19 protein-coding genes are annotated in these 21,001 nt (G+C 63.7%); 5 read left to right on the forward strand and 14 right to left on the reverse strand.

The annotated features are described in order from the left end of the window. Window positions 1–9: 9 nt before the first annotated feature. Together LB555_RS26195 and LB555_RS26200 are read right to left on the reverse strand one after the other, a co-directional pair. On the reverse strand, window positions 10–831 hold the full coding sequence (locus LB555_RS26195; RefSeq protein ID WP_224684114.1) for an ABC transporter permease: 822 nt from the start codon (window positions 829–831) through the stop codon (window positions 10–12). After that, a complete protein-coding gene (locus LB555_RS26200) occupies window positions 828–1,745 on the reverse strand; it encodes an ABC transporter permease (RefSeq protein WP_140712737.1) in 918 nt (305 codons plus the stop codon). The genes LB555_RS26195 and LB555_RS26200 overlap by 4 nt, the downstream gene beginning before the upstream one ends. A 268-nt stretch (window positions 1,746–2,013) precedes the next feature. Between LB555_RS26200 and LB555_RS26205 the strand changes: the two genes are divergently transcribed. Next, complete coding sequence (locus LB555_RS26205) at window positions 2,014–3,432, forward strand: aminotransferase (RefSeq protein ID WP_224684115.1); 1,419 nt, start codon at window positions 2,014–2,016, stop codon at window positions 3,430–3,432. A gap of 112 nt (window positions 3,433–3,544) precedes the next feature. On the opposite strand, the gene LB555_RS26210 is transcribed toward LB555_RS26205, so the two are convergent. After that, a complete protein-coding gene (locus tag LB555_RS26210) occupies window positions 3,545–4,747 on the reverse strand; it encodes an aromatic ring-hydroxylating oxygenase subunit alpha (RefSeq protein ID WP_140720132.1) in 1,203 nt (400 codons plus the stop codon). A gap of 413 nt (window positions 4,748–5,160) precedes the next feature. On the opposite strand from LB555_RS26210, the gene LB555_RS26215 reads away from it, so the two are divergent. Continuing rightward, on the forward strand, window positions 5,161–5,568 hold the full coding sequence (locus LB555_RS26215; RefSeq protein ID WP_140616753.1) for a hypothetical protein: 408 nt from the start codon (window positions 5,161–5,163) through the stop codon (window positions 5,566–5,568). Window positions 5,569–5,698: 130 nt separating this feature from the next. On the opposite strand, the gene LB555_RS26220 is transcribed toward LB555_RS26215, so the two are convergent. Both LB555_RS26220 and LB555_RS26225 read right to left on the reverse strand, forming a co-directional pair. Beyond that, the gene (locus tag LB555_RS26220; protein ID WP_224684116.1) at window positions 5,699–7,786 is read right to left on the reverse strand and encodes a PAS domain S-box protein; all 2,088 of its coding nucleotides are present in this window, start codon (window positions 7,784–7,786) and stop codon (window positions 5,699–5,701) included. A 78-nt stretch (window positions 7,787–7,864) separates the two neighbouring features. Next, on the reverse strand, window positions 7,865–8,638 hold the full coding sequence (locus tag LB555_RS26225; protein ID WP_224684117.1) for a response regulator: 774 nt from the start codon (window positions 8,636–8,638) through the stop codon (window positions 7,865–7,867). Window positions 8,639–8,683: 45 nt separating this feature from the next. Between LB555_RS26225 and LB555_RS26230 the strand changes: the two genes are divergently transcribed. Continuing rightward, a complete protein-coding gene (locus LB555_RS26230; protein WP_140662945.1) occupies window positions 8,684–9,385 on the forward strand; it encodes a response regulator transcription factor in 702 nt (233 codons plus the stop codon). A gap of 72 nt (window positions 9,386–9,457) precedes the next feature. On the opposite strand, the gene LB555_RS26235 is transcribed toward LB555_RS26230, so the two are convergent. Both LB555_RS26235 and LB555_RS26240 read right to left on the reverse strand, forming a co-directional pair. Beyond that, window positions 9,458–9,625 (reverse strand): hypothetical protein, encoded by a 168-nt coding sequence (locus LB555_RS26235; protein ID WP_015315429.1) that lies wholly within the window; start codon window positions 9,623–9,625, stop codon window positions 9,458–9,460. Window positions 9,626–9,882: 257 nt separating this feature from the next. Beyond that, the gene (locus LB555_RS26240; RefSeq protein ID WP_224684118.1) at window positions 9,883–10,110 is read right to left on the reverse strand and encodes a hypothetical protein; all 228 of its coding nucleotides are present in this window, start codon (window positions 10,108–10,110) and stop codon (window positions 9,883–9,885) included. 228 nt (window positions 10,111–10,338) lie between these two features. Here LB555_RS26240 and LB555_RS26245 point away from each other — a divergent pair, with 228 nt between their 5' ends. Then, window positions 10,339–10,794, forward strand: a complete 456-nt coding sequence (locus LB555_RS26245) for a L,D-transpeptidase (RefSeq protein ID WP_224684119.1) — start codon at window positions 10,339–10,341, stop codon at window positions 10,792–10,794. A gap of 103 nt (window positions 10,795–10,897) precedes the next feature. Here the strand turns inward: LB555_RS26245 and LB555_RS26250 are convergent, their stop codons facing one another. Beyond that, complete coding sequence (locus tag LB555_RS26250) at window positions 10,898–13,981, reverse strand: efflux RND transporter permease subunit (protein WP_015315432.1); 3,084 nt, start codon at window positions 13,979–13,981, stop codon at window positions 10,898–10,900. Then, on the reverse strand, window positions 13,978–15,372 hold the full coding sequence (locus LB555_RS26255; RefSeq protein ID WP_224684120.1) for an efflux RND transporter periplasmic adaptor subunit: 1,395 nt from the start codon (window positions 15,370–15,372) through the stop codon (window positions 13,978–13,980). The genes LB555_RS26250 and LB555_RS26255 overlap by 4 nt, the downstream gene beginning before the upstream one ends. 146 nt (window positions 15,373–15,518) lie before the next feature. On the opposite strand from LB555_RS26255, the gene LB555_RS26260 reads away from it, so the two are divergent. Continuing rightward, window positions 15,519–16,052, forward strand: a complete 534-nt coding sequence (locus LB555_RS26260) for a TetR/AcrR family transcriptional regulator (RefSeq protein WP_015315434.1) — start codon at window positions 15,519–15,521, stop codon at window positions 16,050–16,052. A gap of 54 nt (window positions 16,053–16,106) precedes the next feature. Here the strand turns inward: LB555_RS26260 and LB555_RS26265 are convergent, their stop codons facing one another. The 5 genes from LB555_RS26265 to LB555_RS26285 are packed head-to-tail and all read right to left on the reverse strand — an operon-like array spanning window position 16,107 to window position 20,859. After that, on the reverse strand, window positions 16,107–17,183 hold the full coding sequence (locus tag LB555_RS26265; protein ID WP_224684121.1) for an ABC transporter ATP-binding protein: 1,077 nt from the start codon (window positions 17,181–17,183) through the stop codon (window positions 16,107–16,109). Then, window positions 17,170–18,111 (reverse strand): PfkB family carbohydrate kinase, encoded by a 942-nt coding sequence (locus LB555_RS26270; protein ID WP_224684122.1) that lies wholly within the window; start codon window positions 18,109–18,111, stop codon window positions 17,170–17,172. Before LB555_RS26270 ends, LB555_RS26265 begins: the two co-directional genes overlap by 14 nt. Then, on the reverse strand, window positions 18,111–19,133 hold the full coding sequence (locus LB555_RS26275) for an SIS domain-containing protein (protein ID WP_140616758.1): 1,023 nt from the start codon (window positions 19,131–19,133) through the stop codon (window positions 18,111–18,113). The genes LB555_RS26270 and LB555_RS26275 overlap by 1 nt, the downstream gene beginning before the upstream one ends. Further along, window positions 19,130–19,975 carry a carbohydrate ABC transporter permease gene (locus LB555_RS26280; protein ID WP_140616759.1) on the reverse strand — a complete coding sequence of 282 codons (846 nt, stop codon included), beginning with the start codon at window positions 19,973–19,975 and terminating at the stop codon, window positions 19,130–19,132. Before LB555_RS26280 ends, LB555_RS26275 begins: the two co-directional genes overlap by 4 nt. Further along, window positions 19,975–20,859, reverse strand: a complete 885-nt coding sequence (locus LB555_RS26285; protein ID WP_015315439.1) for a carbohydrate ABC transporter permease — start codon at window positions 20,857–20,859, stop codon at window positions 19,975–19,977. The genes LB555_RS26280 and LB555_RS26285 overlap by 1 nt, the downstream gene beginning before the upstream one ends. Between the last annotated feature and the right edge of the window lie 142 nt (window positions 20,860–21,001).

Raw genomic sequence — 21,001 nt, forward strand, 5'->3', positions numbered from 1 at the left:
CGCGGCTGCTCAGGCATAGAGGCCTCCCTCGTTCTGGGTGCGTCTGGCCGCGCGGCGACGCAGGATTTCAGCAATTGTCATCAACAGGAAAGAGGCAACCAAAAGCAGCGTGCCCAGCGCCAGCACACCAGGCAGTTTCGAGGCGAAACGCAACTGGCCCCAGATGTAGATCGGCAGCGTCGCCTCGGCGCCGGTGAGGAAGAAGGCGATGATGAATTCGTCCAGCGAGATGGTGAAGCAGACCAGCAGGCTGGAAATGATCGCCGGCGCCACCATCGGCAGCGTCACGCGCCGGAAAGTGCCGAAGGCGCTTTCGCCGAGATCGGCGGAGGCTTCCTCGAGGCTGCGGTCGAAACCCTCGAAGCCGGAAGTCAGCACCGTCATCGAATAGGGAATGCAGACCAGGACGTGGCCGAGCACGACGGTGAACAGCGAAAGACTGAGGCCCAACTGCAGCATCACCAGCAGCATCGAGATGGCGACGATCACTTCGGGCAGCACAAGCGGGGCCATGATCAGACCGTTGATGGCGCGGCGGCCGGGATAGCGGTAGCGGGTGATCGAGCGCGCGGCGAGGATGCCGAGTACGGTGGAGAGGATGGCTGCCGAGACGCCGACGATCAGGCTGTTCCAGGCGGCATCGAGCAGCGCCGGCGTGCGCGGCAGGTCTTCGTACCATTGCAGGGTGAAGCCGGTCAGCGGGAATTTCGGCGTCGCCGCCGTGTTGACCGAGAAGATCGGCAGGAAGATGACGGGCAGATAGAGGAAGACGATATAGAGGAACGCATAGGCCGACAGCCAGCCGCCCGGCAGGAAGCGCCGCGCCTTCATCGCGCCATCCTTTGCAAGCCGCGGATGATCAGCACCGTGCCGCCGGCCATCAGAGAGACGATCAGCATGGTGGTGACGGAAAGTGCGGCACCGAGCGGCCAGTTGGCGGCTTTGCCGAACTGCGCTTGGATGGCATTGGCGATCATGACGCCATCCTTGCCGCCGACGAGCTTTGGCGTGACATAGTCGCCGACAGTCGGGATCATGACGATCAGCGCCGCGGAAATGATGCCTGGCGCCGACAGCGGCAAGGTCACGCGCAGGAACGACCGGAAGGGTCCATCGCCAAGGTCGGTGGCCGCTTCGACCAGCGTGCGGTCGACCTTCTCCAGGGACACGAAAATCGGCAGGATGGCGAAGGCCGCCCAGGCATGGGTGAGCGTGATGATGACGGCGCTCGAATTGTAGAGCAGGGCGGTCGACGGTTCGTCGATGATGCCCAGACCCATCAGGCCGGAATTCAAGACGCCGTTATAGCCCAGGATGACCTTCCACGACATCACGCGCAAGAGATAGCTGGTCCAGAACGGGATGGTTATGAGGAACAGCCACAGGCTCTTGTGACGGCCGCCATGGAAGGAAATGAAATAGGCGATCGGGTAGGCGAGGACGACGGTGAACAGGCTGACCGTCAGCGAGATGTAGAGCGAGCGCCACAACAGATCGCGGTAGATCGGCTCGGTCAGTGCGACGCGATAGTTTTCCAGCGTGAAGGTGCGGTCGATGGTCAGGTAGTGCTGCGTCCAGAAGGAATGGGCGATGACCACCAGGATCGGCAGGACCAGAAGGATGAGAGCGTAGAGAAAGGTCGGGCTGATCAGGGCAAAGCCTTGTACAGGCTCGGATTGCAGAAGGGCATTTCGTCTGGCCCGCGTCAGGCCCAACGGGGGCGACCCTTCCGCAGCCACCGTCATTGCCAGACCCCGGGGGGACGGGCTCCGGGTGCGATCTCGATTGCTGGCCTGGACTGTCCCGCCATACGGCATCCCATTGGGCTGGCGCCGGCTATTGTTCCCCTTGCCGGCTTTCTTTCATCATGCGCGCATCCGCGGATTGAAATCAAGCGCTAATTCTGCAATATTGATTGAACGGACATTCAAAATCATGCGAGCGGGGCGGCGATTTCGGCCGTGGCGAACCGGATTGATGCCCGGAAAATTCGGGGATGATGTGGAGGCGATGATGGCGGCTGTGAGGGATCTGAAGGCACGCGAAACGGCTGGCTCTGGCGGCGACGATGCGGTCGAGCTGGCCAGGCGTCATCTCATCCAGCCCTGGCCCTACGCCGGCTCCGTCGGTTCGGAGGCACGCGCGCTGATCGGCGAGGGCGATGGCATCTACATTACCGACAGCACCGGCAAGCGGCTGATCGACGGCCCGGCCGGCATGTGGTGCGTCAATGTCGGGCATCGTCGCGAGGAACTCGCCAAGGTGATGTACGACCAGGCGATGGCGCTGTCCTACAACACGCCCTGGTACACGATGAACGCGCCGTCGGCGGAGCTTGCCAAGCGCATCGCCGGCCATGCTCCAGGCGACCTCAGCCACGTCTTCTACACCACGGGCGGTTCCTCGGCGGTCGAGACGGCGCTGCGCTTCATGCAGTTTTACAACAATGTGCGCGGCCGGCCGGAAAAGAAGCTGATCCTGAGCCGTGGCGGCGCCTATCATGGCTCAACCTATCTCTCGGCCTCGCTCAATGGCCGCCCGCGCGACCGCGACTGGATGGATGGCGCCGACGAACTGGTGGTCAAGCTCGCCTCCCCCGACCCGTTCCGCCGGCCGAAAGGCATGAGCATCGCCGCTTTCACCGATTTCCTTGTCGACCAGTTCCGCGATACGGTCGCGCGTGTCGGTGCCGACAGAATAGGCGCGTTCGTCGGCGAACCCATACAGGCGTCCGGCGGCGTCATCATTCCGCCGGACGGCTACCTCAGGCGCATCCGCGAGATCTGCCGCGACAAGGATATTCTTTATATCTCCGACGAGGTGGTGACGGGCTTCGGACGTCTGGGCCATGTCTTTGCCTCGGGCGAGGTGTTCGGCATCGACCCCGACATGATCACTTTCGCAAAGGGCGTCACCTCGGGTTATTTCCCGCTTGGCGGCGTCATCATCTCGGAGCGGCTGCTGGAGGAATTACGCCGTTCCAATCATCCCGACGCGATGTTCGGCCACGGCCTGACCTACACCAGCCATCCGGTCGGCTGTGCCGTGGCCTTGAAGAATCTCGACCTGCTGGAAGAAAGCGTGCTTGCTCACACGCAGGCGGTCGCGCCCTATTTCCAGGCGCAATTGAAGACGCTGGAAGAGCTGCCGCTGGTCGGCGAAGTGCGCGGCGTCGGGCTGATGGGCTGTGTCGAATGCGTCGCGGATCGTGAAAGCAAGGATCCGCTGCAGCTCGACAAGGATGTCGGCAAACGCATCGACGCCCACTGCCACGAGCTTGGCCTGCTGGTGCGGCCGCTGATCAACATGTGCGTGATGTCGCCGCCGCTCGTCATTACGCGCGAGCAGATCGACGACATGGTCGGCATCCTGCGCGAGGGTATTTCACGCACGATGGAAGATCTCAGGAAAGAGGGTGTGTGGCAGGGGTGAGTTTCTCCTTCTCCCCGTTTTTACGGGGAGAAGGTGCTCGAAGACGGATGAGGAGCAGCGCTGATGGGGAGAGGGGCGCTATCATCGGCGGCTTCGCCAATCAGCAGGGTTGTTACGCCCGGCTCCGCAGCGCGTCGTTCAAATTCCACATGTCCTTTTCTTCCGGCGCTGTTTCCAGGCCGAGCACCGGAACCTGCTTGCGCAGGTGGTCGTGGTGGGTGCGCACGCCATATTCGAGGTCGGAGAGATAAAAGCCCTCGAAAGCCTCGGACAGCATGGATTCGTTCGACCAGACCGAGAGCTGCACATCTTCCGACATGGTGTCGCGATCGATGCGGAAGGAGAGGTAGCGGGCGGCGGCCTGCTCTCGGCTCTCGTCGCGGTAGCGATAGATGGCGCCGCGCAGCAGCGTCTCACCCGTCGACAGCGGGAACTCCTGATAGAACTGCACTGATTCCGGCATCACCGACAGAACGGCGTTGGGGAAGATGCCGTAATAGACCCAGGCCTTCCTGAGATGGTCAGGCAGATGCGTCGGCTCCGGCGCGATCTTGACGTAGTTCTTCACGCTCCAGCGGCGGCCGGCATGCGGGTTGTAGGTGGCGAAGGAGCGCGAGACGCCATTGACGAAGGGCTCGTCGAAATAGGTGGCGCCATAGAGATCCTGCAAGGCCGGATGCGCCATGGCGACATGATAGCCTTCATTGTCGACGTCGCGCACCGACTTCCAGTTGACCGGCGTCTTCTGGGTCCAGATGCCCCAGGAAGGCACCATGTCGGCGGCCTTGTAATGCGCGAATTCGGGTTCGATCGGCCTCAGCAGCTCGGCGACGGAGGGCTGTGGCCCGCCATTGCGGAAGCGGATGAAGATGAAGCCCATCCAGATTTCGAGGTCGAGCGGCATCAGGCCGAACTCGGTCTTGTCGAGGTCGGGGAAGGAGCGCGGGCGGGCGGCGCCGCGCAGCGTGCCGTCGAGATTGTAGACCCAGCCGTGAAACGGACAGACCAGCGCGTTCTTGCAATTGCCCTGGCTGTCGGCGACGACGCGGCTGCCGCGATGGCGGCACATGTTGTTGAAACCGCGTACCACGCCGTCCTTGCCGCGCACGATCAGGGCGCGTTCGCCAATGACATCCATGGTGAGGTAATCGCCGGCGTCCGGTATGTCGCAGACATGCCCGACGATCTGCCAATGATTGCGGAACACATGCTCCTTCTCCAGTTCGAGAAGGGCGTCGGAATGGTAGCTCCAGCCCGGCAGTCCCCGCCGGTCCCAATCGTTCGGGATTGCCACGTCACGGAGGTGCGGGTTCATAAAACGTCTCTTCTTTTATTGAATATGCATTCAATGTAATCATATTTTGCATTGAAATGCAATGGCTTGTGGAAATGTGACTGTTCCGCAGCGAAAATGTCGGCGCTGGTTCCATGGGAATCCCGCGCCGTTGCGGGCTTCGAAAACCCCGGAAAATCCGGATCTTAGCCAGAGTTCCGTAACTGCCCCCGATCGCTGGCTCGCGCCGCCAATCGTTCACGCGGCTACCGGTCGTGCACGTCTTGCAACCGCCACCCCCCGGGCCAAAACAGCCAATGACCGACCCTGCCCGGTTTTGCCCGTATCGATGTTTCAATCCGGTTACATTGCCGGGCTCTCGTCACCTTTGCGCCGTTACAAGGCGCGATTAAATTCGTTTCATCGCAAAAAGAAAATCAACGAAGGGGATGATCATGCATGCGAAAGTCCAGATCACCAGCGGCAACCGCTTTCAAGCTCCAGAGCGCGCTGACCGCCGCCCGAAGCTGGCCCTTCGCCAGCGCGCCAGCGACCACCCGATGGGAATGTTCATGGCGCTGGCTGCTTGCGCCTTCGCCGGCATGGCGTTCACGCCGACGGTCGGCCCAGCCTTCGCTTCGTTGAACCCGCCCGCCAACGTCATCGAAGGCGCGCCGACCACGACCACGACCGCCCGCCTGCCTATGCCGGCAATCGATTTCGCCTGCAGGGGGCAGGCCTGGGGCGCCGAGAGCGTGGATTGCCTGCGCGCCATTGCCGAGCAGTCCGGAACGCACAAGACCCGCGCGATCCGCATGATCGCCAACGCCGCGCCGCTGACCAGCACGCCCAACATCTTCTGATTTCTGCCTCTGCGTTTCTGCCGGGGCATGATCCCGAAACCGGTTCCCGTTTGGGGATCATGCCCTACCTCCCCGAGCGCTTCTCGGCGCTCGCTTCGGCTCCCGCCGCGATGTCGGCCGGGAGCCTTTTTTATGCTTTCAACGCGGCCTGCTCGGCGATGGTCGAAAGCACACTGCGTACATCCAGCGTGCTGAACGGTTTTTCGAGGATCTGTGGCCGCTGCTGCGACGGCAAGGCTTCGACTTCCGCCTTCGCGCCGATCAGGTCGCCGGTGACGAGCACGAAACGCCGCGCCAGGTCGGGCCGTTCGGCGAGCAGTTCGCGGTAGATCGAAATGCCTGATATGCCGGGCATGCGCAGATCCGAAAAGACGATATCGGGGGGCATGTGGCCACCCAAGGTGGCGGCGCCCGATTCCCAGAGCGGCGCGATCCGCGACTTGATGCCCATCAGTTCGAGAATATCGGACAGGGAACCGGCGACGTCAGGCTCGTCATCGATGATCAGCGCATGGCGCAGGCCGCTCGATCGTGGCTGGCTTTCGCCGGCGGCGGCGATGCCCGCAGAGATCGCCGGCAACTGGACGACGAAACGCGCGCCTCTCGGCAACACCTCCTCGAACCAGACATTGCCGTTGTGTCGTTCGATGATCGATTTCGAGATCGACAGGCCAATGCCGGTGCCGACGCCGACCGGCTTGGTGGTGAAATAGGATTCGAAAATGCGCGAACGGATGGCTTCGGGAATGCCGGGCCCGTTGTCCTCGACCGAGAAGCCGGGATTGCCCCGATCGCTGCGGAAGCTCCGCACCTTGATCAGGCGGTCGCCGGCGACGCCGGCCAGGGCATGCTGGCTGTTGATGAGGAAATTGGCCGCCACCTGTGTCACGTGGTCGGCATCGGCCATGGCGAGCAGCGGACCTGGCGCGAAATCGGTATCGATGACGATGCCGCTCGAGCGCGCGCCGTAGGCGGTCACTTCGAGAGCGGCGCGGATCACCTGGTTGAGATCGGTCTCGGCATGTGCCGCCGGATGGAGGCGGACCATCGACAGGAAGCTTTTGACGATGCGCCCGCAGCGCTCGGCGGCGGCACGCACCTTTTCGGCACGGACCTTGGTCTGCGGATCCGAGGCGAATTCATGCAGCAGCGTCGACTGGGCCACGACGACGGCCAGCGGATTGTTGAGTTCGTGCGAGACGCCGGCAAGCAGCGAGCCCATCGCCGCCATCTTCTCGTTCTGGTGCAGCTTCTCGCGCTGCCGGTTGATCTCTTCCTCGGCGCGCAGCCTGTCGCGCAGGTCGCGGATCGAGCCAAAGATCAGACGGCGGTCGGCGACCCGCATCTCGGTCGCCGTCAGTTCGATCGGAAACACCTCGCCGGCGGCATTCTGCGTCACGGTCTCGAGCCGCTGGCCGACCATCGGGGCGCCACGGCCGGACATGTAGTCGGCGCCCGAGGCATAGCCCTTGCGGTAGTATTCAGGAACGACCGTGTCGAGCAGGTCTTTGCCGAGGATATCGCTGCGCAGGAAGCCGAACATCTTCTCGGCGGCCGGATTGAATTCGATGATCGACCCGGCCTCGTCGATGACGATAATGGCGTCGAGCGAGGCCTGCAGCATGGTGCGGCGGATCACTTCGCTGGCATGGGCGTCCGAGGGGGAGTGTTCGATGGCGTCGCCTATGGCGAGGGCGATGATGTGCAGCGTCGCCTCCTCCTCGTCGGTCCATTCCCGCTCTTCGACGCAGTCATTGACGGCCAGCGTGCCCCACAAATGGCCGTGCGCGAAGACCGACACCGACAGGAACGACTTGATGTTCTGCTTCTCGAAATCGGCCCTCAGGAATCCTTCGAGATCGCGCGTATGGCCAGCGAAAATCTTGCCCTGCCGCTCATCCTCGGCCAGCCGCTCAAGCAGCGGATCCGAATTGACGATCGACTGCATGATGACGGTCGGTGAGGCCAGTTCGCCGCCGAAGTCGGGATCGATCCAGTAGGCAGCGACCGACTGGGCGAAACCCTGGCCGGGCAATTCGCGCAGGCGGAACAGGATGCCGCGCTGGCACTCCATGGCGTGGCACAGCGTCTCCAGTATGCCGTCCATTTCGCGCTGCCAGTCGCCGGCCTCGCGCAGCCGGCGCACGACACGCACGGCGGCCATCGCCGCGCCCTGCCTGAAACCCTGCATGTCCGTGCTTGCCGTGTCGCCCGTCATTGTCAGCCATTAGTCCAGAGTCACGCCAATCGATCGGCTGGCAACGGCTGCGGAGCGGAAACCTCCTCGGTCTGACGCTCAGTTGCCGTCGCCGGCCGACAGCGAGAAGATATAGCCTTCGCCACGCACCGTGCGCAGGAATTTCGGGTTGGCCGGGTCCGTCTCGATCTTCTTGCGCAGGCGCATGATGCGGATATCGACGGCGCGCGACGATTCCGGATCCTCGGTGAAGCCGATCGCCTCGGAGATCGCAGCCCTGGTCAGCAGCCGGTTGGCGCGGGTCAGGAAAACCTCCAGCACGTCGAATTCGCTCTTGGCCATGTCGATCACCGTGCCGTTGGCGCCGGTGACCATCCTGCCGTCGAGATCGGCCTGGAAGGGGCCGAAAGCGACGGAGCGGCGATCCGTGCTGGCTTTCCTGTCCCGCGGCTCCGTCGGCTGGGGAACACGGCGCAGCACGCTGCGCACCCTGGCCAGCACCTCGCGCAGTTCATACGGCTTGACGATATAGTCGTCGGCGCCGAGTTCCAGTCCGACGATGCGGTCGAGCGCGGTGCCGGCAGCGGTCGCATAGATGATGCCGATCGGCATTTTCGAGCGCAGCCAGCGGCCGAGCGACAAGCCATCCTCGCCCGGCATGGCGATGTCGAGGATAGCCAGATGGAAGGACTGCGTCTCGATCAGGCGGCGCGCGGCGGCCGCGGTTTCAGCGGTCGAAACATCATAGCCGGCGGCGCCGAGATATTCGGCGACCGCGTCCCTGAGGTCGGGCTCATCCTCGACGATGACAATTCTTGCCCGCACGATGCTCTCGCTCCCACTTTCAGTGGAAAGTAGATTGGGTATAAACATGATGTCCAGCACTCATATCCGGTTGCCAGGGAACGGTTGGAAAACATGGCCGCACGAGCCATCATTGCGCTTGTTTCCGTCGCCGAGGTCGTCGCGAGCGAGCTTGCCGACCATCTCGAGCGGCGCGGCCACGACGTGCGCCGGGCGCGGCAGCCCTGGGAGGCGGAATCGCTGCTGTCGGGCGGCGGCATCGACGTTGTCGTTGTCGGGGACAGTCTCAGCCAGGCGGAAGGGCGGGATCTGCTCAGGCGTTTTGGCGGCCAAGCTGGGGGTGGGGAGCATGGACCGGATTTCATCCTGATATGCCGGCCGGCCGATCTCCTCGACAAGGTGTTGGCGCTCGAGCTCGGCGCCGCCGACGTCGTCGAAAGTCCGCTCAATGTCAGGGAACTCGCCGCGCGTGTCGGTGGCCTGCTTTCGCGGCGCGGCAGGGGTACCCAGGAGCTGATCGTGCTGGAGAACGCAACCGTCGACCTGAGATCGGCGATGGTCATGCATCGCTCCGGTACGCAGGAGCAGCTCTCGCCCGGCCAGGTGGCGCTGCTCAGGCTGTTCCTGGCGAGCCCGCGCAAGGTACTGACGCGGGACGACATTATCGCAGCCGCGCCGGCCGAGAATGCCGACGCCTTCGATCGCTCGATCGACTCGCGCATCGTGCGACTGCGCCGCAAGCTCGACACCGAGACCATCACCACCATACGCGGCGCCGGCTACAGGTTCGATCCGCCACGGCAATTCGCCGACTGACGGCTGTGTTTTCCTGCTGGTTCGTCGGATGAGCATCGACTTTCCATTTTCCCGCGCCGATGCCCGCGAGGTTCAGCGCACCACCAGCAATGACGGGCCCGAGGCCATTTCGCCGCCGACGGCGAACTCGCTTGCGTGAGCGCGTTCCTTGAGCAGCACGCTGGCGAGTGCGGCAAAGCCGAGCAGGCCCTGCGCATAGAGCAGTGCGGAAAGCACGGAAGCCGCGAATTTTGTCTTCATGATCTGAATTCCCCAAAAAGATGACTGTGTAGCGGGTCGCTTCAGGAACTCCCGAAGTGCCCGCGCCGCCCACGGAGCCCCCCGTCGCGGCGCGGGCCTTCGGTCCTCTCGGCAGCAAGTTGCCGGAGGGGCCGCGCAATGCCAGCAGCCGAAGGCCAACCCGCCAGAGGGCCTTCAACTGGGCGATGCGCAGGCTGGAAACGATCCAGACCGTGGCGCAAACAGGGCGACGTGCAGGGTCGAAATGTCGCTCGAACTCATCGCCGCCAGCCGCGCACGGGGCCGCCGGCAATGGTGCCGCCGCCGACAGCCGCCGCCGTGATACTGATCCTGAAGAGCCAGGAGCGTATGTTCGTTTTGGTTCCCTTGGTCGTTGCCGTCTGCTTTCGTTGCGTCAACTTTTGCATCCGGTCGGTATCCGGATCATGCCGCCCAAAACCGCACTTTGTTGCAGATTGGTTTCGGATTGAGACAAACTCTTTCATGTAGGAGACAACTCGAACTTTCGTTTCAGGGTGAATACCTGTGTCCTTTATCCCTTGGTTCCATGTCCGGAATGGAGCGCACTCAAACAGGGTGATTTATCCTGTTAACCAATGGAAACATATTCGAAACACAAACGAGCATTTCGCGAAATCTTTCCGAAACATGCCGCTGGGATAAGCCGCCTCATCGAATTGGAGCCGGCCGGACCGGCAGAGAGAGGGGACATCATGCACACCACCATTTCCGCAAAGTTCATCAACATCACCGCCACCGCGCTCATGGGCAGTGCACTTCTGTTCGGCGCCAACGCCGCCCATGCCGCCAACAGCATCGTTGCCCGCGTTTCGCTGTCGCAGCAGGTCATGGAAGTCTCGGTCGACGGCCGGCCGACTTTCGCCTGGAAGGTTTCCACTGGCGACAGGGCGCACGTGACGCCGACCGGCTCGTTCAAGCCGACGCGCATGCATGAGATGTGGTATTCGAAGAAATACGACAACGCGCCGATGCCACATTCGGTGTTTTTCAGCGGCGGCTACGCGGTCCACGCCACCTATGCCATCAAGCGCCTCGGCCAGCCCGCCTCGCATGGCTGCGTACGGCTGCACCCGGACAACGCCGCCGATTTCTACCAGCTCGTCGAGACGTTCGGAGCGGCCAACACCAGCATCGTCATCGTCAAGTAGCAGGCAGGTTGCCGCATTCGGCCATGTGCCGGAGTTGCTGGAGCGATCGCCAAAAAAAGGCCGGAGAAATCCCGGCCTCTTTTTGTGTCTTGCGCCCCGTGCCTCAGCTCGGCAGCGCTGGCATCAGCTTGGGATCCGGCTTTTCCGCCAGATGCGGCAGGTCCTTGCTGGCGATGAAAGTATAGAACATCGGCACGACGAACAGTGTGAACATGGTGCCGACCAGAATGCCGGTGAAGATGACCAGGCCCATCGAATAGCGGGCCGCGGCACCGGCGCCGCTGGAAACGATCAGCGGCACCACGCCCAGCGCCATCGCCGCCGTCGTCATCAGGATCGGCCGCAGGCGCACCTTGGCCGAGGCGATGATGGCGTCACGCCGCCGCATGCCATGCAGTTCTCGCTGCTGGTTGGCGAATTCGACCAGCAGGATGCCGTGCTTGGTGATCAGGCCGATCAGCGTGATCAGTCCGACCTGGGTATAGATGTTGAGCGTGCCGAGGCCCAGATTGAGCGGCACGATCGCGCCGAAGATCGACAGTGGCACCGCCATCATGATGATCAGCGGATCGCGGAAGCTTTCGAACTGCGCCGCCAGCACCAGGTAGATGACGATGACGGCCGCGCCGAAAGCGATCAGGATCGTGTTGCCCTGTTCCTTCTCCTGCCGGGACTGGCCGGAATAATCGATGAAGAAAGTGTCGGGCAGGCTCTCCCTGGCGATGTCCTCAAGCACTTTCAAACCGTCGCCCGTGGTGACGCCGGGCAGCGGCAGCGCCGAGATCGTCGACGAATTCAGCTGGTTGAACTGCTCGATCGCCGCCGGCGACGCATTGTTCGAAATCGTCACCACGGCCGACAGCGGCACCATCTCGCCCGTCACGCTGCGCACGAAGTATTCGCCGAGCTTTTCAGGGTTGTCGCGGAATTCCTGCGGCACCTGCGGGATGATGTCATAGGAGTTGGAGTCGCGGTCGAATTGCGCCACTTCGGCACCGCCGACCAGCAGCGTCAGAGTCCGGCCGATATCGGCGATCGGCAGGTTGAGCGCGGCGGCGCGGTCGCGATCGATGGTCACCGTCACCTGCGGTGCGTCATAGGCCATCGAATTCTGCACGACGATGAAGCGGCCCGAGGCCTGCGCCTTGTTCTTGATCTTCTCGGCTTCCTCGTAGACCTGAGCGGAATCGCCGGTCGAGCGCACCACCATGGAAATCGGCAAGCCGCCGCCAGAGCCCGGCAGAGTCGGCGGCGCGAAGACGAAGGCCTGGACACCCGCCACCTTGGCGATACGAGCCGTAATGTCGGCCTGCAGCTCCTTCGAATTGCGCTTCCGCTCCGCCCAATCCTTGAAGGCAAAACCGACGAAGGCGCTGTTGGTCGTACCACCGAAGGCGACGGCCGAGAATTGCGCCCGCGTTTCGGGAATGTCCTTCACCAGGCCCAGGATCTGATTGACGTACGTCTCGGTATAATCGGAGGTCGCATAGCGCGGCCCCGTCACCAGCGAGAGCAGGAAGCCCTGATCCTCTTCCGGCGCCAGTTCCGTCGAGGTCTTGGTGAACATGAAGCCGGTCACACCGACAAGCGCCAGCACGATGAGCAGCGTCAGCGGGCGATAGTTAAGAGATCCGGTGACGGCGCGCTCGTAGACATGCTCGACGCGCGCGAAGGTGCCGTCGACGATGCGCTGGAAACGGCCGGCATTGCCGGGCTTCAGGAGGCGCGCCGACATCATCGGCGTGATGGTGATAGCAATGATGCCAGACAGCACCACCGATCCGGCGAGCGTCACCGCGAATTCGCGGAACAGGGCGCCGGTCAGGCCGCCGGTGAAGGCCAGCGGCGCGAACACGGCGGCCAGCGTCATGGTCATGGCGACGATGGCCGACGCGATCTCGCGCATGCCGCTGAAGGCTGCCTGCATGGGCGGCATGTGATCCTCTTCCATGTGACGGTGGATATTTTCCACCACCACGATGGCGTCGTCGACCACAAGGCCGATCGCCAGCACCATGGCCAGCAGCGACAGAAGGTTGATCGAATAGCCTACCGCGAACAAAAGGAAGCAGACGCCGATCAGCGACAGCGGGATGGTGATGATCGGCATCAGCACCGAGCGGAACGAACCGAGGAAGAGGAGGATGACGACGACGACGATGGCGACCGCCTCGCCGATGGTCTTGAACACCTCGTCGATCGAGGCGCTGATCTGTCCGGTCGCGTCGTAGACGACTTCGATCGTCATGCCCTTCGGCAGCGTCTCCTGAATCTGCGGGACCAGCTTGGTGAGTGCCGCCGCCGTGGTCAGCGGATTGGCTGCCGGGGTCGGGAAGATGGCGAGGAAGGTGCCGGGCTTGCCGTTGAAGGAAACCCTGGTGTCGGTGTTCGCGGCGGCCAGTTCGACGCGGGCGACGTCGCGCAGGCGCACGACATTGCCGTCGGTCGAGCGCAATGGCAGTGCGGCGAAGGCTTCCGGTGTCTGCAGCGTCGAGCGCACGGTGATCGACGAGACGACATATTCGTTCTGGGTGTTGCCGGGCGCCGACAGGAAGTTGGAATTGTTGATCGCCGCCAGCACTTCGGCCGCCGTCACGCCGCGCGCGGCAAGCCTGACCGGGTCGATCCAGACGCGCATCGAGTATTCCTGGGCGCCGAAGATCTGCACGTCGGCGACGCCTTCGACCGTCGACATGCGGGGCCTGATGACGCGCTCGATATACTCGGTCAGCTGCTCCTTGGTCATGTTCGGATTCTGCATCGAGATGTACATCATCGCGAACTGCTGACCCGTACCCTTGACGATGACCGGGTCCTTGGAGGCGTCCGGCAAAGTGCCACGCACGCCCTGGACCTTGGACAGCACTTCGGTCAACGCGACGTCTGGGTTGGAACCGAGCTTCATCTGCACCGTCACGGTGCTGGAGGAGGGACGGCTGGACGAGGTGACGTAGTCGATGTTCTCGGTCGAGGCGACGGCGCGCGCGATCGGGGCGGAAATGAAGCCCTGGATCAGATCGGCGCTGGCGCCCGGATAGGCTGTCGTGATTGTGATCGCGGTCTCGTCGACCTTCGGATACTGCCGGATCGACAGGTTGAATATGCCCTGGAAACCGAGCAGCAGGATCATGCAGGCAAGAACCGTCGAAAGGACGGGCCGGCGGATGAAGAGATCGGAAAAGCTCATTGCTGGTCGGCCTGCTTGTTCGCCGATTTGGTCGGGTCGATCGTGTTGTCGACGTTGACGGTCATGCCGTTGAAGAGGCGGTTCTGGCCCGCGGTGACGACCTCGTCGCCGGCCTTCAGCCCTTCGACGATCTCGACCATGCCTTGATTGCGGCGGCCGGGCTTGACGAAGACCTGTGACAGCACAAGCGCCGGTTTGTCGCCTTCCGCCGCCGGCTTGGCCGGATCGGCCGCTGCTGGCTTGGCGGCATCGGCAGCGGCCTTGTCCGCTGGCTTGGCTGCGTCGGCGGCCGGCTTCATGGCATCGGCGGCGGGTTTCATTGCGTCGGCCTGCTTGGCGTCTGCCGCCTTGGCATCCGCGGGCTTGGCATCCGCAGGCTTGGCATCCGCTGGCTTGTCAGTGGCCGCCGCCGGCTTTTCGTCCGGCTTGGCTGGCTGCGCCGGGGCTGCCCCGGCGGGCTTCGCCGGCTGCACCACGAATATGTAGTCGCCATAGAGGCTGGTGGTCAGTGCCGTCTGCGGCAGTGACAGCACGTTCTGCTCCTCGGGCAGTTCGACACGCACCTGCACGAACTGACCTGGGGTCAATTTGCCTTCGGGATTGGCAACTTCCGCCCGGATGTTCACCAGCCGGCTGGAGGGATCGATCTTGGGGTCGATGCCGCGAATGGCGCCGGCAAAGGGCATGTCGTCGCTGCCGCCAAGGCCCAGGCGGACCGTCTGGCCAATCTTGAGCAGCGGCAGCTGCTGTTCGGGAACCGAGAAGTCGACCCGCATCGTGTCGAGGTCCTGCAGCGTCACCACCGCGGTGCCGGGTGCCAGATACTGGCCGAGGTCGATCCTCGGAATGCCGACCGTGCCGGCGAAAGGTGCGGTAAGCTGCTTCTGGTCGAGCACGGCCTGCAGCCTGGTCACCTGGGACGCCGAAGCGGAGGCCGCCGCACGCGCCGTGTCCAGCGTCGAGTCGGAGCCAACACCACGCCTTGTCAGTTCGATGGCGCGGGTCAGCGTGGTCTGATCGAGTGCCGCCTGCGCCTTCTGCGCATCGAGATCAGCGCGCTCGACGGCGTCGTCGAGTTGCAGCAGCACTGCGTTGGCCGCCACCTTCTGGTTGGCATGGAAGGGGATTTCCTTGACGATGCCGGCGGTCTCGACCGTCAGGTCGACACCGCGCACGGCCCGCACCGTACCGATCGCCTCGACGCCCGGTGTCCAGTTCGACGGCTTGGCGACGGTTGTCGACACGGTCGCCGCCGGCGGCTTCATGGTGGCGAAATACTGCTTGATGCCGTTGTCGCGCAGGAAGTTGAAACCGACTATCCCGCCGACCACGATGACGAGCACGGCAAGGACCACAATAACGATAAAGACACGGAGTATGCGCTTGAACAAGGAAGTCCCCTCAGTCGAAAATCCGGCGCGAAGCGCGGACATCGGGACACATATCGACTGCGGGTCCCGATTTCAAATAGTGGCGGTCTTACTGTACCGTCTGGACGGTCTTGTCAATTGGGCCTAAGCTTGCGATGGGAGGCGTCATGAGAGCCCAACGACCGAACTCGCGCGAGAAGATTCTCGCCGCGGCGGCTGATGTTGCCCGGGAATCCGGGCCCGGTAGCCTGTCGCTCGATGCCGTCGCCAACCGCGCCGGCGTGTCGAAGGGCGGGCTGCTCTACAACTTCCCCACCAAGGCGAAATTGATGCAAGGCCTGGTCGAAGGCTATCTGCGCGATTTCGAGCAAGCGCTGGAATCCGCCAACAGCAACGACAAGGGCAAAAATCCCCTCGCCGTCTATATCAGGCTGTCAGCCGAGGATTGCGAGGAGAAGCAGCCGTCGGCATCCTGGATATTCTCGGCGATCGCCGAGGATCCCGATTTCATGATGCCGATCAAGACATTCAAGCGGCAGCTTTTCGAGCGGTTGAAGGGCGAGGCGCCGGACCTCAAATCGCTTCTGGTCTGCTATCTCGCCATCGAAGGGCTGCGCAGCATGAACCTGTTCGATTCCGACGTGCTGTCAAAGGACGAACGGGACCTGCTGGTGTCGTCACTTCTCGATATCGCCAAATAGGCTTGCCTGCGCGCGAGGAGGACGACGCTGCCGCGATCGTTCAATCGACGGCGCTTACAGGGCCTTGCCCGTCGAAGGATCGAACAAGCGAAGCGCGGCCTCGTCGAAGGCGAGGTTGCACTGTTCGCCCTTGGCGAATTGGGCGCGCGGCGGCAAGCTGGCCGTCAGCCGTTGCGTGCCGATCCGCGCCGTGGTGACCAGCTCGGGGCCGGTCAGTTCGACGACCTCGATCTCCACGGGCAGTGACAGCTCCGCGGCGGCTCCGGTCGCCGCACGCAGCGCTTCCGGCCTGATGCCGACGACCATTTGTGCACCCTCACGCGCCGCATTCGCATAGCGTGCCGGCACGGGGATCCATACATCGGATCCGGCAATGGCCAGCTTGCCGTCGGTGACGGTGGCCTGCAGCATGTTCATCGACGGCGCGCCGACAAAGCCGGCGACGTAGAGTGTCGCCGGGTCGTTGTAGATCTCCTCGGGGGTGCCGAGCTGCTCGATCCGGCCGTCGCGCATGACGGCGATGCGGCTGGCCAGCGTCATCGCCTCGATCTGATCATGGGTGACGTAGACGACGGTCGTCCGCAGCATTTGGTGCAGGCGCTTCAATTCCGTGCGCATTTCCAGGCGCAGTTTGGCGTCGAGATTGGACAGCGGCTCGTCGAACAGGAAGACCTGTGGCTTGCGCACCAGGGCCCGGCCGATGGCGACGCGCTGGCGCTGGCCGCCGGAAAGCTGACTCGGCTTGCGGTCGAGCAGAGCCTCGATCTGCAGCAGCCTTGCCGCTTCGTTTACCGCCCTGTCGCGCTCGTCGGCCGCGACGCCGCGCATCTCCAGTCCGAAGCCGATGTTGCGGCGCACGGTCAGGTTCGGATAGAGCGCGTAGGACTGGAAGACCATGGCGATATCTCGGTTCTTGGGGTGGACGCCGAGGATCGAGCGGCCACCGATCAGGACGTCGCCGCTGGTCGCCTCGGCAAGGCCGGCGATGATGTTGAGAAGCGTCGATTTTCCGCAGCCCGAGGAGCCGAGCAGCACCAGGAATTCACCGCTCTGCAGCGCGATGTCGATGCCTTTCAGCGTCTCGACGCTGCCGTAGCTCTTGCGGATGCCGCGGATTTCAAGCGCGCTCATGCATGGGACCCTCAAACTGCACTGGCCCGCCATAGTTGCGGGGCAAGGTGGAAATGGCGCGCGAGGCGACGTGCGTAGCGGCGCGGAGGCAAGCGGACAGCGGCCGTTCCTGTGCCAATGCGGCCAGGAAGGCGGCATTGAAGACGTCGCCGGCACCGATCGTGTCGACCACCCTGACGTCGGGCGGCGCGGCGGCTTCGACGAGAGTGCCGTCCGGGCCGATGGCGATGGCGCCACGTGGCCCGCGCTTGACGACGAAGGTCGCGCCTTGCCTCATGCTGGATCGAATTTCACGCGCCGCTTCCGCCGGACTTGGCAGCCCCGCCAGGGTCACCGTCTCAACCTCGTTGAACAGCGCCAGCGCGCAGCGCGACAGCCACGTCCTCGTCGCGGCGCAATTGGCCGCAGTCCAGCCATCGATCGGCCAGCCTGTATCGAGTGCCACGGCAACGCCGTGGCTGTCTGCCCAGTCGAAAAAAGCATTGTAGTCGCGCGTGAGGTCTTCCGTCAGGAAGGAGCCGCAGAGCAGGGCGTAGCCACCGGAGAGTGCGGGGCCGTCGAGAACCGACAAGACATCGGCGAGGCCGAAGCGTGGCAAGTGCCCGCGTGTGGTGAAGAAGGTCCGTTCGCCATCGGGGTGGGTCATCCCGACCGACAATGTCGTGCCTTCGGGACGGATAGCCCATTTCTCGGCGCGGACGCCAAAAGCCTCACCAAGCCAGCGGCCGAACTGGTCGTCACCGACATTGGCGGCAATCGCAAAGTCGACGCCCAGCGCTTGCCAGGCGAGCCCGGTGTTGCCAGCCTGGCCGCCGACGCGCAATTCGTCATGGTCGACGACGGTCTCGGTTCCCGCCTTCGGCCATGGCGCGACCGGGCCGACGATCAGGTCGACATTGACGTTGCCGATCACCGCCAGCGGGCGCATCACTCGCTCCTGGTGATCTTGGTGGTGCGCACCGGCGTGCCCGCATTGTCGACGCGACCGTCCGCGAAGGCGATCATCAGGCGCTGTGCCACCGGCAGCATTGCGAGGATAGCGGCCATCCCCGCGGCTGGTTTGAACGTGAGCGTGACGGCCCCGGCGACCGACGCTTGCCCGGACGCGTCGAAGATGACCAGCGGCGCGCCGGCTTCGACCACCGAAAGTGCCATCGCGGTCACCAGCTCCGAAGTCGGGTCGGCGCCGCGAAACAAGACAACACCGATCTGAAGGCCGAGCATCTCCATCGGCCCGTGCCGCAACTGGCCGCCCTCGAGCGAAAAGCAGGGCAGCCGCGACAGTTCGGTCAGGCCAAGCGCCAGGGCTTCGGCCACGCCCTGCAGGCGGCGGCCGGAGGTGACGATCGTATCCACCTTGCCAAGCGCGGCGAGTGCTTGGGCGATATCGCAATCCTGCGGAGCTTCGAGCATGGCAAGGGCAGGAGCCGGATCCTCGCCCAGAGCCGCGAGGATGGCCAGGTGCAGGGCCAGGGTCACGGTCAGGCTGCGGGTCGCGGCGAAGGCCAGCTCCGTGCCGCCGGCGCCGACAAGGCAAGGCGCGGTGCGGGCAAGAAAAGAACCGCCTTCGAGCGTCAGGCCGAAAACGTCCGAGCTGCCGCCGGCCTGTGCAAACCATCTGACGACCTCGGCGCTCTCGCCGGATTGCGAAGTCACAAGCACCGTCCGGTCCGCCAGCGGCAATGGCTGGCCGAGCTGCTCGGACAGTGGCAGCGCCAGCGCATCGATGCCGAGCGCACGATAGAGCGGCTCGACGGCACGGCCGACCGCATGCGAGCCGCCCATGCCAAGCAGAAGCATGCGGCCGGTCTTCCTGATCGAAGCAGCGACGTCTGCCGCCATGGCAGCGTTGTTCTCGAACGAAGCACGCGCATCGGCGTGCTGGCGCGCCATTTCGCGGTCGATGGCGGTCAGTCCGGCCGGCCGTTCTTTATCTGCAGTCATGTTCATCCTTTCACACCGCCGCTGGTCAGGCCCGAGATCAGTGCCCGCTGCATGACGAGGCCGATCAGCACCGGCGGCAAGGCGGCCAGCACGCCAGCCGTTGCAATCAATCCGTAGTCCGAAACACGGCCGCCGGCCAAATCGGCGATGGCGACGGTGAGCGTCTTGGCGCGCTGGTCGGAGGTAAACAGCAGCGCGTAGAAGAATTCGTCCCAGGCCAGCAGCACGGCGAATAACGCCGATGTCGCCATCACGGGCGCGGCCAGCGGCAATGTGATGATGCGCAGTGTCTGGAACAGGCCGGCGCCGTCGATCATCGCCGCCGCCTCGATCTCGCGCGGGATGGAATCGAAGCCGGATTTCATCAGCCAGGTGGTGAAGGGCGCCAGCGTGGTGAGATACACAAGCGCCAGGCCGAAGACATTGTTGAGCAGGCCAAGATGCGACAGGCCCATATAGAGCGGTACGGCGAGCGCCACCGGCGGCAGCATGTAGGTGGCGATGACCATCGACAGCGACCAGCCGATCGACGGTGTGCGCGAAACCGCCCAGCCGGCGGGGATGGCCAAGGCGAGTGCCGCCAGCGTCGCCATGGCGGCGATCTCAAGACTGTTGCGCAGCGACGAGGTGAAGGCGGCGCCGGCGCTGTTTTCGGCCGTCGACAGCAATTGCCGGTAGCGGGAGAAGTCGGCTGCCTGCGGCCACCAGCGCAGCGGCTTGGCGGCGAGATCGGCGGCCGGCGAAATGCTCATGATGAACAGCCAGGCGATAGGCGCCAGAATGATCGCGGCAAGCAGCAACGCGCAGGCATAAATGAAGACGGTGAAGGCGACGCTCTTGCGCTCCATCAGGCGGCGCTCCCGGCGGTCTTTCGCACCAGGGCGGCATAGGCGACGGCGAGCAGCGTGACGAGCAAGGTGACGATCAGCGCCAGCGACGCGCCCGAACCGGCGCGCTGGAAGGAGAACGCTTCCTGGTAGACGAGGATCGAGAGTGTTCGCGTGGTGTTTGCCGGACCGCCGCGTGTCATCACCCAAATGATATCGAAGACCTTGAAGGCCTCGATGGTGCGCAGCACCAGCGCCACCATCAGCGGGCCGGCAAGATAGGGCAGGATGACGAAGCGGAAACGGTTGAACGGTCCTGCTCCATCGACGAGCGAGGCGGCGGTGATGTCACGCGGCACCGCTTGGAGGGCGGCGAGCGCTATCAGCGCCACCAGCGGAAAGTTCTTCCAGCAGTCCGCAACGATGAGGGCAGCCAGCGCCGTTCCCGGCTCACCGAGCCAGGACCGATAGGCGTCGATGAGGTGCAACTGCGTCAAGGCGGCATTCAGCGCGCCATATTCGGGATTGTAGATCAGCCGCCACAGCGTGGCGTTGACCACCGTGGGCAATGCCCAGGGCAGGATCATCAGGGCGCGCAGGATTGCGCGGCCGCGAAAGTCCTGGTTGAGCAGCAGGGCGGCGAGGACGCCGATCACCATTTCGGCGGCAACCGAAATAATCGCGAACAGGGTCGTGGTGATCAGTGTGCGCGAGAAGTTGGTGCTCGACAGCATGTTGGAATAATTGTCGAAGCCGACAAAATCGCCAGCCGTGCCGACCAGCTTGGCATCGGTGAAGGAGAGCCCGACCGTATCGACCAGCGGCCAGCCGATGACGGCGACCATGACCACGAGCAAAGGCAGCATCAGGAGCCATGCGCGGGTCGTCATCCAGGTGCTCGACATCAGAGCAGCCTCTCTTCTCTCATCTGTGATCTGGACATAGTACAGGCGGCAATCGCGCATGACCCCGGAAATCGGAGGCCGATTTCCGGAAAGGATCATGCGTAAGATAGAAAGTGCTGCAGCGTTTCTTGCGCGTCATAAG

Origin of the sequence: Mesorhizobium sp. BR-1-1-10, from assembly GCF_020165595.1 — a bacterium.
Lineage (GTDB): Bacteria > Pseudomonadota > Alphaproteobacteria > Rhizobiales > Rhizobiaceae > Mesorhizobium > Mesorhizobium australicum.

Excerpts from the sequence above, each read along its gene's own strand:
- LB555_RS26285 (WP_015315439.1), bottom strand. The coding sequence starts at position 20,859 with ATGTCGAGCACCTGGATGACGACCCGCGCATGGCTCCTGATGCTGCCT.
- LB555_RS26270 (WP_224684122.1), bottom strand. The coding sequence starts at position 18,111 with ATGCGCCCGCTGGCGGTGATCGGCAACGTCAATGTCGACCTGATCGTC.
- LB555_RS26260 (WP_015315434.1), top strand. The coding sequence starts at position 15,519 with ATGAGAGCCCAACGACCGAACTCGCGCGAGAAGATTCTCGCCGCGGCG.
- LB555_RS26220 (WP_224684116.1), bottom strand. The coding sequence starts at position 7,786 with ATGACGGGCGACACGGCAAGCACGGACATGCAGGGTTTCAGGCAGGGC.
- LB555_RS26225 (WP_224684117.1), bottom strand. The coding sequence starts at position 8,638 with ATGTTTATACCCAATCTACTTTCCACTGAAAGTGGGAGCGAGAGCATC.
- LB555_RS26205 (WP_224684115.1), top strand. The coding sequence starts at position 2,014 with ATGGCGGCTGTGAGGGATCTGAAGGCACGCGAAACGGCTGGCTCTGGC.
- LB555_RS26210 (WP_140720132.1), bottom strand. The coding sequence starts at position 4,747 with ATGAACCCGCACCTCCGTGACGTGGCAATCCCGAACGATTGGGACCGG.
- LB555_RS26235 (WP_015315429.1), bottom strand. The coding sequence starts at position 9,625 with ATGAAGACAAAATTCGCGGCTTCCGTGCTTTCCGCACTGCTCTATGCG.
- LB555_RS26265 (WP_224684121.1), bottom strand. The coding sequence starts at position 17,183 with ATGAGCGCGCTTGAAATCCGCGGCATCCGCAAGAGCTACGGCAGCGTC.
- LB555_RS26275 (WP_140616758.1), bottom strand. The coding sequence starts at position 19,133 with ATGAACATGACTGCAGATAAAGAACGGCCGGCCGGACTGACCGCCATC.
- LB555_RS26245 (WP_224684119.1), top strand. The coding sequence starts at position 10,339 with ATGCACACCACCATTTCCGCAAAGTTCATCAACATCACCGCCACCGCG.
- LB555_RS26240 (WP_224684118.1), bottom strand. The coding sequence starts at position 10,110 with ATGAAAGAGTTTGTCTCAATCCGAAACCAATCTGCAACAAAGTGCGGT.
- LB555_RS26195 (WP_224684114.1), bottom strand. The coding sequence starts at position 831 with ATGAAGGCGCGGCGCTTCCTGCCGGGCGGCTGGCTGTCGGCCTATGCG.
- LB555_RS26215 (WP_140616753.1), top strand. The coding sequence starts at position 5,161 with ATGCATGCGAAAGTCCAGATCACCAGCGGCAACCGCTTTCAAGCTCCA.
- LB555_RS26250 (WP_015315432.1), bottom strand. The coding sequence starts at position 13,981 with ATGAGCTTTTCCGATCTCTTCATCCGCCGGCCCGTCCTTTCGACGGTT.
- LB555_RS26230 (WP_140662945.1), top strand. The coding sequence starts at position 8,684 with ATGGCCGCACGAGCCATCATTGCGCTTGTTTCCGTCGCCGAGGTCGTC.
- LB555_RS26280 (WP_140616759.1), bottom strand. The coding sequence starts at position 19,975 with ATGGAGCGCAAGAGCGTCGCCTTCACCGTCTTCATTTATGCCTGCGCG.
- LB555_RS26200 (WP_140712737.1), bottom strand. The coding sequence starts at position 1,745 with ATGACGGTGGCTGCGGAAGGGTCGCCCCCGTTGGGCCTGACGCGGGCC.